This window comes from Streptomyces sp. NPDC005820, from assembly GCF_040630255.1.
GTDB lineage: Bacteria > Actinomycetota > Actinomycetes > Streptomycetales > Streptomycetaceae > Streptomyces.
On record NZ_JBEXXE010000034.1, the window covers coordinates 25,633 to 37,690 of the forward strand.

The 12,058-nt window shown below is 69.1% G+C and carries 14 protein-coding genes; 9 read left to right on the forward strand and 5 right to left on the reverse strand.

All coding sequences use genetic code 11. From position 1 onward, the window contains the following. Nucleotides 1–7 precede the first annotated feature (7 nt). From sufC to ABZ464_RS34665, 4 genes are read left to right on the forward strand one after another with little or no spacing between them, the layout of a single operon-like run. Nucleotides 8–790, forward strand: a complete 783-nt coding sequence (gene sufC, locus ABZ464_RS34650; protein ID WP_359283782.1) for a Fe-S cluster assembly ATPase SufC — start codon at nucleotides 8–10, stop codon at nucleotides 788–790. Beyond that, complete coding sequence (locus ABZ464_RS34655; RefSeq protein WP_359283784.1) at nucleotides 790–2,046, forward strand: cysteine desulfurase; 1,257 nt, start codon at nucleotides 790–792, stop codon at nucleotides 2,044–2,046. Before sufC ends, ABZ464_RS34655 begins: the two co-directional genes overlap by 1 nt. 16 nt (nucleotides 2,047–2,062) lie before the next feature. Then, a complete protein-coding gene (gene sufU / locus ABZ464_RS34660) occupies nucleotides 2,063–2,527 on the forward strand; it encodes a Fe-S cluster assembly sulfur transfer protein SufU (RefSeq protein ID WP_359283787.1) in 465 nt (154 codons plus the stop codon). Further along, on the forward strand, nucleotides 2,524–2,856 hold the full coding sequence (locus tag ABZ464_RS34665) for a metal-sulfur cluster assembly factor (protein WP_055636909.1): 333 nt from the start codon (nucleotides 2,524–2,526) through the stop codon (nucleotides 2,854–2,856). The genes sufU and ABZ464_RS34665 overlap by 4 nt, the downstream gene beginning before the upstream one ends. A 73-nt stretch (nucleotides 2,857–2,929) precedes the next feature. Here ABZ464_RS34665 and ABZ464_RS34670 read toward each other — a convergent pair whose 3' ends face one another. Next, complete coding sequence (locus tag ABZ464_RS34670) at nucleotides 2,930–3,805, reverse strand: AbfB domain-containing protein (protein WP_359283791.1); 876 nt, start codon at nucleotides 3,803–3,805, stop codon at nucleotides 2,930–2,932. Nucleotides 3,806–4,000: 195 nt separating this feature from the next. On the opposite strand from ABZ464_RS34670, the gene ABZ464_RS34675 reads away from it, so the two are divergent. After that, on the forward strand, nucleotides 4,001–4,321 hold the full coding sequence (locus ABZ464_RS34675) for a multidrug efflux SMR transporter (RefSeq protein ID WP_359283794.1): 321 nt from the start codon (nucleotides 4,001–4,003) through the stop codon (nucleotides 4,319–4,321). Next, complete coding sequence (locus ABZ464_RS34680) at nucleotides 4,321–4,902, forward strand: TetR family transcriptional regulator (protein WP_359283797.1); 582 nt, start codon at nucleotides 4,321–4,323, stop codon at nucleotides 4,900–4,902. The genes ABZ464_RS34675 and ABZ464_RS34680 overlap by 1 nt, the downstream gene beginning before the upstream one ends. On the opposite strand, the gene ABZ464_RS34685 is transcribed toward ABZ464_RS34680, so the two are convergent. Next, on the reverse strand, nucleotides 4,847–5,755 hold the full coding sequence (locus ABZ464_RS34685) for a winged helix-turn-helix transcriptional regulator (RefSeq protein ID WP_359283800.1): 909 nt from the start codon (nucleotides 5,753–5,755) through the stop codon (nucleotides 4,847–4,849). The two genes, ABZ464_RS34680 and ABZ464_RS34685, sit on opposite strands and share 56 nt — an antisense overlap. An 84-nt stretch (nucleotides 5,756–5,839) precedes the next feature. Here ABZ464_RS34685 and ABZ464_RS34690 point away from each other — a divergent pair, with 84 nt between their 5' ends. The 3 genes from ABZ464_RS34690 to ABZ464_RS34700 all read left to right on the forward strand — a co-directional run bounded on the left by ABZ464_RS34690 (nucleotide 5,840) and on the right by ABZ464_RS34700 (nucleotide 8,631). Further along, nucleotides 5,840–7,063: an MFS transporter gene (locus ABZ464_RS34690; RefSeq protein ID WP_359283802.1), complete on the forward strand. Its 1,224-nt coding sequence runs from the start codon at nucleotides 5,840–5,842 to the stop codon at nucleotides 7,061–7,063. A gap of 187 nt (nucleotides 7,064–7,250) precedes the next feature. Beyond that, the gene (gene dapD, locus ABZ464_RS34695) at nucleotides 7,251–8,240 is read left to right on the forward strand and encodes a 2,3,4,5-tetrahydropyridine-2,6-dicarboxylate N-succinyltransferase (protein ID WP_359283804.1); all 990 of its coding nucleotides are present in this window, start codon (nucleotides 7,251–7,253) and stop codon (nucleotides 8,238–8,240) included. Nucleotides 8,241–8,319: 79 nt separating this feature from the next. After that, nucleotides 8,320–8,631: a lysine transporter LysE gene (locus tag ABZ464_RS34700; RefSeq protein WP_359283807.1), complete on the forward strand. Its 312-nt coding sequence runs from the start codon at nucleotides 8,320–8,322 to the stop codon at nucleotides 8,629–8,631. A gap of 28 nt (nucleotides 8,632–8,659) precedes the next feature. Here ABZ464_RS34700 and ABZ464_RS34705 read toward each other — a convergent pair whose 3' ends face one another. The 3 genes from ABZ464_RS34705 to ABZ464_RS34715 form a co-directional block, all read right to left on the reverse strand. Continuing rightward, nucleotides 8,660–9,148 (reverse strand): hypothetical protein, encoded by a 489-nt coding sequence (locus tag ABZ464_RS34705; protein ID WP_359283809.1) that lies wholly within the window; start codon nucleotides 9,146–9,148, stop codon nucleotides 8,660–8,662. A gap of 535 nt (nucleotides 9,149–9,683) precedes the next feature. Next, nucleotides 9,684–10,127 (reverse strand): hypothetical protein, encoded by a 444-nt coding sequence (locus ABZ464_RS34710; RefSeq protein ID WP_359283810.1) that lies wholly within the window; start codon nucleotides 10,125–10,127, stop codon nucleotides 9,684–9,686. Then, nucleotides 10,117–11,973, reverse strand: coding sequence for an integrase (locus ABZ464_RS34715; RefSeq protein ID WP_359283812.1), 1,857 nt, complete (start codon nucleotides 11,971–11,973; stop codon nucleotides 10,117–10,119). The genes ABZ464_RS34710 and ABZ464_RS34715 overlap by 11 nt, the downstream gene beginning before the upstream one ends. Nucleotides 11,974–12,058: the final 85 nt, after the last annotated feature.

The window sequence follows — 12,058 nt, forward strand, 5'->3', positions numbered from 1 at the left end:
GGCCACCATGGCAACGCTTGAAATCCGAGACCTGCACGTCACCGTCGAGGCCGACAACGCCACGAAGGAGATCCTCAAGGGCGTCGACCTCACCGTGAAGCAGGGCGAGACGCACGCCATCATGGGCCCCAACGGCTCGGGCAAGTCCACCCTCGCCTACTCCCTGGCGGGCCACCCGAAGTACACGATCACCAGCGGCACCGTGCTGCTCGACGGCGAGGACGTCCTGGAGATGTCCGTCGACGAGCGCGCCCGCGCGGGCCTCTTCCTGGCGATGCAGTACCCGGTCGAGGTCCCCGGCGTCTCGGTCTCCAACTTCCTGCGCACCTCCGCCACCGCCATCCGCGGCGAGGCCCCCAAGCTGCGCACCTGGGTCAAGGAGGTCAAGGAGGCCATGGAGCGCCTCAACATGGACCCCTCCTTCGCCGAGCGCAACGTCAACGAGGGCTTCTCCGGCGGTGAGAAGAAGCGCCACGAGATCCTCCAGCTCGAACTGCTCAAGCCGAAGGTCGCGATCCTCGACGAGACGGACTCCGGTCTGGACGTCGACGCCCTCCGCATCGTCTCCGAGGGCGTCAACCGCGTCCGCGAGACCGGCGAGGTCGGCACCCTGCTGATCACGCACTACACGCGCATCCTGCGCTACATCAAGCCCGACCACGTCCACGTCTTCGCCGACGGGCGGATCGCCGAGTCCGGCGGCCCCGAGCTCGCGGACAAGCTGGAGAACGAGGGCTACGAGGCTTATGCGAAGCAGGACGTAGTCCACACGAAGGGTGGCGCATCCTAGTGACACAGCTGCCGGGCCTCCTCGACACCGAGGCGATCCGTAAGGACTTCCCCGTCCTGGACCGGCTGGTCCACGACGACAAGAAGCTCGTGTACCTGGACAACGCGGCGACCTCGCAGAAGCCGCGCCAGGTGCTGGACGCCCTGAGCGAGTACTACGAGCGCTACAACGCCAACGTCCACCGCGGTGTGCATGTGCTCGCCGAGGAGGCCACGGCGCTGTACGAGGGCGCGCGCGACAAGGTCGCCGCGTTCGTCAACGCGCCCAGCCGCGACGAGGTGATCTTCACCAAGAACGCCTCCGAATCGCTGAACCTCGTGGCGAACATGCTCGGCTGGGCCGACGAGCCCTACCGGGTGGACCGCGAGACCGAGATCGTCATCACCGAGATGGAGCACCACTCCAACATCGTGCCGTGGCAGCTGCTGGCGCAGCGCACGGGCGCGAAGCTGAAGTGGTTCGGCCTCACGGACGACGGCCGCCTCGACCTCTCGAACATCGAAGAGATCATCACGGAGAAGACGAAGATCGTCTCCTTCGTCCTGGTCTCGAACATCCTGGGCACGGTCAACCCGGTCGAGGCCATAGTGCGCCGCGCCCAGGAGGTCGGCGCGCTCGTCTGCATCGACGCCTCCCAGGCCGCGCCGCACATGCCCCTGGACGTCCAGGCCCTCCAGGCCGACTTCGTGGCCTTCACCGGCCACAAGATGTGCGGCCCGACGGGAATCGGCGTCCTCTGGGGCCGCCAGGAACTCCTGGAGGACCTGCCCCCGTTCCTCGGCGGCGGCGAGATGATCGAGACGGTGTCGATGCACTCGTCGACGTACGCTCCCGCCCCCCACAAGTTCGAGGCGGGCACCCCGCCGATCGCCCAGGCGGTCGGTCTCGGCGCGGCGATCGACTACCTGAACGCCATCGGCATGGACAAGATCCTCTCCCACGAGCACGCGCTGACGGAGTACGCCGTCCGCCGCCTGGCGGAGGTCCCGGACCTGAGGATCATCGGCCCCACCACGGCCGAGGACCGCGGCGCCGCGATCTCCTTCACGCTCGGCGACATCCACCCGCACGACGTGGGCCAGGTGCTGGACGAGCAGGGCATAGCGGTCCGTGTCGGCCATCACTGCGCCCGCCCGGTCTGCCTCCGGTACGGAATTCCCGCGACCACGCGAGCGTCGTTCTATCTGTACTCCACGCCGGCCGAGATCGACGCACTGGTCGACGGCCTGGAGCACGTACGGAACTTCTTCGGCTGAGGGGCGTGCTGAAACCGTGAAGCTGGACTCGATGTACCAGGAAGTCATCCTGGACCACTACAAGCACCCGCACGGGCGTGGTCTGCGGGACGGCGACGCCGAGGTGCACCACGTCAACCCCACGTGCGGTGACGAGATCACCCTGCGGGTGAAGTACGACGGCACGAAGATCGAGGACGTGTCCTACGAGGGCCAGGGCTGCTCCATCAGCCAGGCCAGCGCGTCCGTCCTCAACGAACTCCTGGTCGGCAAGGACGTGTCCGAGGCGCAGCGGATCCAGGAGACCTTCCTGGAGCTGATGCAGTCCAAGGGCCGCATCGAGCCCGACGACGCGATGGAGGAGGTGCTGGAGGACGCGGTCGCGTTCGCCGGTGTCTCCAAGTACCCGGCCCGGGTCAAGTGCGCCCTCCTGAGCTGGATGGCGTGGAAGGACGCGACGGCCCAGGCCCTGGGCTCGGACGCCGAAAGGAAGACGGCATGAGCGACACCGTGGAGATGAAGCCGGCCTCCGAGGAGGAGGTCCGCGAGGCCCTGTACGACGTCGTCGACCCCGAGCTGGGCATCGACGTCGTCAACCTGGGCCTCATCTACGGCATCCACATCGACGACGCGAACATCGCGACGATCGACATGACCCTGACCTCTGCGGCCTGCCCGCTGACGGACGTCATCGAGGACCAGGCCAAGTCCGCCACGGACGGCCTCGTCAACGAACTCCGCATCAACTGGGTCTGGATGCCCCCGTGGGGCCCTGACAAGATCACCGACGACGGCCGCGAGCAGCTGCGCGCGCTGGGCTTCAACGTCTGAGGTCATCTGGCGGAAACGACAAAGTGGCGGCATCCCTTCCGGGGTGCCGCCACTCGTCGTTGCTCCCGCGGCCTCAGCCCACTCCGGCCACGAACTTGAACGCCGAGTCGGCGCGGTACAGCTGGCTGTTCTGGTACGAGTCGAGGCGGACCTGGAAGTCCTTGTGGCGCAGATAGCGGCCCGGGTAGTTCACCGACTCCAGCATGACCGCGCCGGAGTAGGAGGAGGGGCGGGCGCAGAAGGTGGCGTCCTGCTTGAACAGGGAGGAGCCGTCGTAGCTGTCGGCGCGCAGGACGAAGTTGCGGTGCCGCAGGTACCTGCCGTCATCGGTCTTGAAGGAGTAACAGGAGCTGTCCGTCAGCCCCTTGACCACGGTGAAGGTGGAGTCCTCGCGGGACTCCGAGCCGCGCAGCGGGTCGAGCTTCACCAGACCACTGCTCAGATGCCAGTAGCGGTCCGGGTAGTTGACCGACTGCACCGACCGCTCGTAGCTGGTCGGTGTGGGCTGGGACGGCTTCTTGGTCGGCGACGCCGAGGCCTTGCCCGAGGTGTGCGGCGAGGGGCTGCCGTCGTCCGACCCGGCGGTCGAGGAGGCATCCCCCGCGGCCGAGGGCGAGGAAGAGGCGGACGGAGACGAGCTCTTGCCGTCCTTCTGGCCGCCCGCCGCGGTCGAGGAGGCGGTACCGCTGGCGGAGGCCGACGGTGTGGCGAACGAGATCAGCCCGTCCGAGCTCGGGTCGCCGGACAGCGCCCGCGCCTCCCGCGCTTCCGAACCCCCGTCGGAATCCCGGTCGTTGACCGCGATCGCGGTCACACAGGCGACGACGGTGGCCACGGCGAGTCCGCCGGCCAGCCAGAGCCGTCGGGTTCCGGGGGCCCGGGAGGTGTCCGGGGCCCAGCCGTTCTCCCACGGTTGATCCTGGGGCGGCCGGGACTTGTTTTCTGGCATGCGCTAGTTCCTCCAGCGGCGCTACGGCGGCCGCGGCTGCGATGGCCCGGTGTATGAACGGTGAAACAGTAATGGACGCCGTGGCTCGCGTTCAGCCGTTTGAGTGAGCGCTTTCGATAACGCTTTCGCAGCTGTCCGCATCCCAGGTGCGTACGCCTGTACATATCACCCCATTCGTTGTGTACGCTCGTACACATGGGATACCTGACGCTCTCCGGAGCCATCGCCGCCGAGGTCGCGGCGACGACCGCCATGAAGTACAGCGAGGGCTTCAGCAGACTCTGGCCCACTCTCCTGACGGCCGTCGGGTACGTGATCTCCTTCTCCCTCCTGGCCCAGACCCTGAAGTCGGTGGGGATCGGCACGGCGTACGCGATCTGGGCGGGGGTAGGCACCGCGACCATCGCCGTGATCGGGCTGGTCCTCTTCGGCGAGTCCCTCACCCTCACCAAGATCGCCGGAATCGGGCTGATCGTCGGGGGAGTGGTGGTCCTCAACCTCGGTGGTGCCCACTGATGGCCCGCCGTTACGACCCCGAGCGCCGCCAGCGGATCATCGACGCGGCGATCCGGGTGGTCGGCCGCAAGGGTCTGGCCGGCCTCACCCATCGCTCGGTGGCGGCCGAGGCGGACGTACCCCTGGGCTCCACCACGTACCACTTCACCACCCTCGACGACCTGATGACGGCCGCCCTGCGCCAGGCCAACGAGGGCTTCGCCAAGGTGGTGGCGGCCCGCGGCGCCCTGTCGGACCCGCAGGCCGACCTGGCCACGGAACTGGCGGCCTGGCTCGGCGAATGGCTGGCCGGCGACCGCACCGGAGTGGAACTGGAGTACGAGCTCTACCTGGCGGCCCTGCGCCGCCCCGCCCTGCGCCCGGTGGCGGCCGAGTGGGCCGACGCGATGGCCGCCCTCCTGACCCCCCGCACCGACCCACTGACGGCCCGCGCCCTGGTGGCCCTCATGGACGGCATCTGCCTCCAAGTCCTCCTCACGGACACCCCTTATGACGAGGAGTACGCCCGACAGGCCTTCGCCCGAGTCATCCCCCCGCCGCCCCCATCCCCATCTCCGTCCCCAGCCGCCGCACCACACTGAGCGCGACCTCCACACTCCCCGCCACATCGGTCACCGGATACTGCACGTCCCGCACCACCCGCTCCCGATCCACGACCAGGGTCAGCCGCTTGAGCCGAGTGGCGCCCGCGGCCCGGAAGGTGGGCAGCCGCAACGCCCCGATGAACGACAGCTCGGCATCCGAAAGCAACGGAAACCCGAGCCCCTCCTTCTCGGAGAACGACCGCTGCTCGTCGGCCCGTTGGGTGGACACCCCCCGCACGGCACCGCCCACCGCCCGGAACTCCGCACTCCGGTCCCGGTACGTGCACGACTCGAGCGTGCACCCCGCGGTCCCCGGAATATCCGCCCACCCCGGGGGATAGGAGTCCCCCCGGGCGAAGGCCCCCGGAAAGCAGTACAGAACGGTGTACGGCATTCCATCCTCCACCGGATCCCGCAGTTCCCCCCGGTCGTCGACGAGCCGAAGCTCCGGCACCCGGGTCCCCACCAGGCCGTGCACCCGCCGCCCCTCGGCGGAGGCCTCCTCACCCGTGGCCGTGGTCCCCCCGTCCCCCAACACCCACGCGTCCCCCCAGTCCTGCAGGGCCACCAGCACCGGCAGCAGCGCACGCCCCCTCGGCGTGAGCCGGTACTCGTACCGCACGGGCCGCTCCTGATACGGCACCCGCACCAGCACCCCGGCCTCCACCAGCAACCGCAGCCGCTCGGTCAACACCTTCCGGGACAACCCGAGTTCACGTTGCAACGCGTCGAAGCGATGCACCCCGCGCGCCGCGTCCCGCACGATCAGCAGCGTCCACCAGTCGCCCACGACGTCCAGAGCCTGCGCGATCGCGCAGGTGGAGTCCTCGAGGCTCGTCCTGCGGGCCATGGCAGGGCTCCTTTCTCCATTGACTCGAGGCTGCCATGCTGACACAGTGAGTTCCCAAAAGGAACTCACTCAAGGGGGACCAGGGTGCGAGGACTACGGCAATTACCGCGACCGGTGTGGCTGCTGGCGGCCGGCACGTTCGCCAACATGACCGTCAGCGTCGGTTTCGTCTTCGTCTTCCTCTACCTCACCGGCCCCCGCGGCATGAGCCCCGGCGAGGCGGGCCTGCTGGTGGGCCTGGGCGGCATCGGCCTGCTGGCGGGCAACTTCACCGGCGGCTGGTACGGCGACCACCTGGGCCACCGCAGAGTCCTCCTCACCGCGGCCACAGCCTCCGGCGCCCTACTGGCAGCCGTACCCGCCCTCCCCACCCCCGCCCTCTACCTCACGCTCCCCCTGGCCCAGTACACCTCCGGCGTACAACGCGCGGCCAACTCCGCCCTCGTGGCGGTGATCGTCCCCGACGGCGCCCGCCGCCAGGCCTTCGCCCTGATCCGCGCCTCGGCCAACGGCGGCTTCACGATCGGCCCGATCCTCGGCGCCTTCGTGGCCACCCACTTCTCCTACGACTACCTCTACACGGCCGAAGGCATCAGCAGCCTGGCCCTGGCGGCGTGGACGGCCCGAGTAGTCCCCGAAGGAACCACCCCCGCCCCCCGCCCACCCCAGGGCAAGGCGGGCGGCCTCTGGCCGGAACTACGCACCCGCCCGGCCGTGCTCACCCTCCTCCTGGCGATAGTGATCACCGACATCGTCTACCGCCAGCAGTACTCCACGTTCCCCCTCTACCTGGCCGACCACCACATGGACACCGGCGTGTACGGAGCACTCCTGGCGGTCAACGGAGCGGTCCTCCTCTGCCTGGAACTCCCGGCGGCACTGGCCCTGCGCCGCGCGGCCCCCCTCCGCACGGTCGGAGCGGGCCTCCTCCTGGTGGGCGCCGGCTACGCGACCCTCCTCCTGGGCGCGAGCATCACCACGGCGGCCGCCATGATGACCCTCCTCACCCTCGGCGAACTCCTCTACAAGACAACGGCCACCGCCTACATGGCGGACGAGGCCCCACCCCACGTCCAGGGCCGCTTCCAGTCCCTCTACGCGGGCGCGTCGATCACCGGCGTAGTCCTGGCGGCCCCCCTGGGCGGCACGCTCTACGCAGCACACCCGACCATCCTCTGGCCCGTCTGCGCGACCCTCGCAGCACTGGCAGGAGCCGCAGTACTCACCACCACACGAAAAACGCGACGGCGGGACGGCGGCAAGACGGCGGGAGCGGGCCGTGGCGGTACGCCGCAGCCCGTCGCTTAGCCCGTCTCTGCCCCGTGGAACTGTGGCAACGGGCAGCAGTACGCCCAACGCGCGACGGGCTGCGGCGTACCGCCACGGCCCCGACCCACCCCTCCCGCCGCCCCGGCCCCGCCCCCCCTTGGCCCGCTACCTGAGACAACGCCCCGCTGGTTAGCCTCCGCACTCTTCGTCCGGTTAGGTTTTTCCTATGACCGATACGACTGCTCCGAGCACCACCGGCGCGGTGGCCACCGGCCTCGCCACCCTCGCCGCCGACGGCACGATCCTCGACACCTGGTTCCCGGCCCCCGAACTCGCGACCGACCCCGGCCCCTCCGGCACCGAGCGCCTCTCCGCCGACCAGGCCGCAGAGCTCCTCGGCGAAGGCGCGACCGCGGCGATCGGCCCGGACCCCCGCCGAGGTGTGGAAGTCGTAGCGGTCCGCACGGTCATCGCCTCCCTGGACGCCAAGCCGCTCGACGCGCATGACGTCTACCTCCGCCTCCACCTCCTCTCCCACCGCCTGGTCCGCCCCCACGGCCAGAACCTGGACGGCATCTTCGCCCACCTCGCCAACGTCGCCTGGACCTCCCTCGGCCCGGTCGCCGTCGACGACGTGGAGAAGGTCCGCCTGAACGCCCGCGCGCAGGGCCTCCACCTCCAGGTGACGTCCATCGACAAGTTCCCGCGCATGACGGATTACGTCGCCCCCAAGGGGGTCCGTATCGCCGACGCCGACCGCGTCCGCCTCGGCGCGCACCTCGCCGAGGGCACCACGGTCATGCACGAGGGCTTCGTCAACTTCAACGCCGGCACCCTCGGCACCTCGATGGTCGAGGGCCGTATCTCGGCCGGCGTGATCATCGGCGACGGCTCGGACATCGGCGGCGGCGCCTCCACGATGGGCACGCTCTCCGGCGGCGGCAACGTCATCATCGCCATCGGCGAGCGCTGCCTCATCGGCGCCGAGGCGGGCGTGGGCATCGCCCTGGGCGACGAGTGCGTGGTCGAGGCCGGCCTCTACGTCACCGCCGGCACCCGCGTCACGATGCCCGACGGCCAGATCGTCAAGGCCCGCGAACTCTCCGGCGCCTCCAACATCCTCTTCCGCCGCAACTCGGTCACCGGCACGGTGGAGGCCCGCCCGAACAACGCGGTCTGGGGCGGCCTGAACGACATCCTCCACAGCCACAACTAACCCTTACCCCCAGCGCCCTTCTCCCCGGAAGGGCGCTGTGCGTGCGCCGGTCGCAGCGACGGCGGGAGGAGCCCGAAACGTGCGTGTGATCCGCGGCATCGGCTCGTTCGTGAAGGAACTCCTGGAGGAGTTCGTGGGTGAGGCGGCGCTGACGCTGCTCGTCTGCCTCACCTTGGCCGGTCCGGCCCTGGCGTTCGTCTGGGGATGGCAGCGCAGCCCGCTCGCGGCCGAGGGCGTCGGGGGTGCCCTGCTGGCGTTCCTCTGCTACGGCGCCTGGGAACTGAGCCGGCCTCCCAGGGAGGGACGCCGCAGGCGACTGGCCGGCGCGGCGGCGACCACGTTCGCCGTGGCCGCGCTCTTCCTCACCTACGCCGCGTCCTGCACGTGCTGACGTGACGACGACCGGCGCCTCGGGACCCCTACACGCCCAGCCCCCTCGCGAACTCCCGCAACGCCTCGAAGTCCCCGTCCCCCAGCCCCACCCGTGGGCTGACCCGACGCAGAAGTGCCGGAGCGGGGTGCCGCCCGGTGACGAAGTCGGAGTCGGCGGCGGAGAGCTCGTCGTCGACCCAGGCGAAGGGACGGCCCCCGGCGTACGCGACGAGGGTCTCCGTCTTCCAGTGGACACCGTCGGCCCGCTCCCCGAACAGCGCCGGCCCGAAGTCGACGTACGGAAGGTCGGGCAGCCCCACCACCGGCGCGATCCAGCGATTGGCGAGGGCCATCCAGGTCGTGGCCCAGACCAGCTCGTAGGGAAGCGAGAGCAGTGCCGCCCCGTGCCCCGGGTTCAGCCAGACCCGCAGCGGCCGTCCGGGTCGCACGGACGCCCTGATCGTCGTATAGCCGTCGGGGCGCCGCTCACGCTGGGCGGCGTACGGGTTCAGCGGCCTTATGCGGGCATGAGACATGTCCCGCCGAGCTTCGCGGACTCTGGGGGGACCTCCCTCGCGACGGATGAGGCCCTCGCTGGGGTCGGCTCTTCGGCATAGGAGTTGTAGGGCAGCATGGGGCGATGGACTTGGATCAGCCGGTGCCTCGTGAGGTGAAGGTCATCGATACGGCCTCGCTGCTCAGGCTGGAGGAGCGGGCCGGTGAGCTCGGCCTCAACCAGCGGTTGGACCCAGGGTGGGTGATGGCGAATACGGCGCCAGATGGGGCCCACTACCTGTGGCCGGCCCTGTGGAACAGCACGCCCCATCGTCCAGCCATTCCGCGGCAGCTACGGTGCGAGCTGTTGATCACGCTGCGTGCGGGAGTCCATGTGATGAGCCTGCTGGACCTTCTTCCCGACGACTTCACCCCGCTGCCAAGGGTGACTTCGCGAGACGAAGGCATGCGGGTCAGCCGTCTCTTGGACCGTGCTCCTTCGGTCAGGGAATGGCTCCTCAAGGAAGGCGGCGGTTCCTCAGGCCGCCTGCGACAGGCAGCGCTAGCACGGAGTTCTCACCGGTCCGCCGCAATGCGGGCCCGCACCGGGAGCGTGCGGATGTTCCCGCTGTCTTCGAGGGCTGCGCGGAGGCGTTGGATTTCGTCGTGCTGTTCGGCGAGCCGGGAAAGCGCCAGAGTTTTGAACTCGGACGCCTCGGACGCCTCCTCTTTCATTCGGGAGAGCCGCCCCTTCAACCTGGATACCTCGGCTTTGAGGCGGTCGATCTGGGCGAGGCGAGGGTCCGGCTCGCCCGTCGCCTCTCGAGCTGTGCCCAGCCGGTTCTCGAACTCCTCCTTGACGTGGGGGTAGGTGCGGTAAAGCGTTGCCCGGGGGACAGCGGCAAGAATGCTGAGGGATTTGATGTCGCATCGCAGGCCCTCGGGGATGTCCCCGGCCAGGAGCTGATCCATGGCGGCCTTCAAACGACTCTCCGCGTTGGCGTGGCGATCATTGGGCACCTGGGGTCTCCTTATTGATCATGGCGGCCTCGATGGACTCCACGATCCGCATGGATCGCTCGTAGGTCTGCTGGGCGCGTTGACGCTCTGGTGCGGACAGTCGGGGGTTGCCGAGGAACACGGCTCGGGTGTTCTCGGCGTGGGCGGCCCACGCTTGCCGGTGCTGAGGGTGATGGGTCGCTTGGGGACAGCGAGCGGAGTCGCACATGCCGAGCAGAGGCTCGCTGGCTTTCGGAGTGCTGGCCATGGTGAGGCACAGGGCCTTGGCGGGGTCGGTGAACCAGCAGTAGTTCGCCACGCCGATGTGAAGGGTCTTCGCCTTGGTCTTGAGGAGTTTCTCCACGCGACGGTCGTCAGCGACGGTGGCGGGGCCGGGGTCGTGCCCGGCTAGGGACAGATCCACGCTCTGAAAGGCGGCGACCAGGTCGCGTGCGCCTCGGCCGGAGGGCAGGATGCCCTGCTGGTAGTCGTGGTAGGCGGCAACCGTGAGCCGGGTGTGTTCAACATCCTCTTCGGCCTGGACCTCGGCGAGGAACGCGGCCTGGTGGCCGCCTGGTCGAGCGGTGTAGCCCTCGGTGGTGGCCACCGAGACGTGCTTCAAGTGCCATTTTGTGGCGAGGAGGCCGTGGGGGCGTTGAGCGATGGACAGAGCGAGGGTACGACGCAGAGCCCGCGGGTGGACAGGACCATCGGGGATTGGGGCGAGGCCGAGATGCTGTCCGAAGGGACCGTTGATCCAGTCCCGGAGCGCGGTGTACCTGTTGGCGGAGTTGTTGGCGACAGGAAAGATCAGGTCCCCGAGGTCCGTCCCGCCGAGGGCTTCGGCGGCTCCGACAGCGCGGTGTACGTCTTCGATGACCACCCATGAGTCAGGCACTCCGCCGAACTTCTCACCCTTGACGCGGCGGGAGTCCAGCCAGTGGCGGGAGCCGTAGGTGCGGTCTTCGCTGCGGCGACAGCCATGTGTGAGTTCTGCCAGCTCTGAGCTCCGCATGCCAGACAGCGCCGAGGTGAGGTAGTAGGCAGCGGAAGTAGCGGCGAACACCGTGCTGTCCAGGGTGAAGTGATTCATCGGGAGCGACCAGGGGACGGGCTCTTCGTCATTGGCGCGGGGCACCGCCGCCGCATCACGGCACCACGGGTTCTCGATACCGCAGGCGGCGATCCATGCCTCCAGCTGCGGCCGGAGCCTCTCCAGATCCCGTTGCGTGGAGGAGAGCGCAAGAAGGTCCTTGGTGAAGGACGTGTGGGCGAGTGTGAGGAGGGGGTCGGTTGAGTTCCAACCCGCGTTGAGCCTGCGGGAGACGCCGGAGGGAGCAGCACGGGGTGCCGGGATACCGGCTGCGATGCACCGTTCGATCTCTGCGATGACGAGCTGGTGGTGTTCAACGCGAAGGAACGACCGGACGCCGCGCCGGCGGGCGATGGTCTGGCGGGCGCGGGTGGCTTCCTCGACGAGGTGGGGGCTGATCGTGTCGATGAGATAGGACGCGCCGGCGAGGAGGGGCCGCAGGATGTCGTCTGGGACAGCAGGGGTCTGGTTGGTGTCGGGACGCTGGTATCCGGCGACCTGGGCGGCGGTGCGGTCGCCCCACGGGCGGAACCCTGTCGGGTAGGCCTCGGGCAACAGCGGTCCGTACGCAGTCAGGGCTTGAGTGGTCAGAACGAAACCGGCAATGGTGCCGGGGGTGACCAGCTGGCTGGGGTTGGTGCGGCCGACGGAGACGACGGGCAGGTAGGTGTCACAGTGTCGTTGGTGGATCTGGTGGAGGCCGGTGAGTCCCGTCTTGGTGAGGTGGTTGAACCAGGCTGTGAGACGGACCAGTTCGTGTCGCAGCGTCTGCAAGGCGAGAGGGGACCGGTATGCGTGCGGGAGGACCGCGACTGACGGGTGGGTGGGGACGAGGCGGGCCATCAAGTACGTGCGTGCG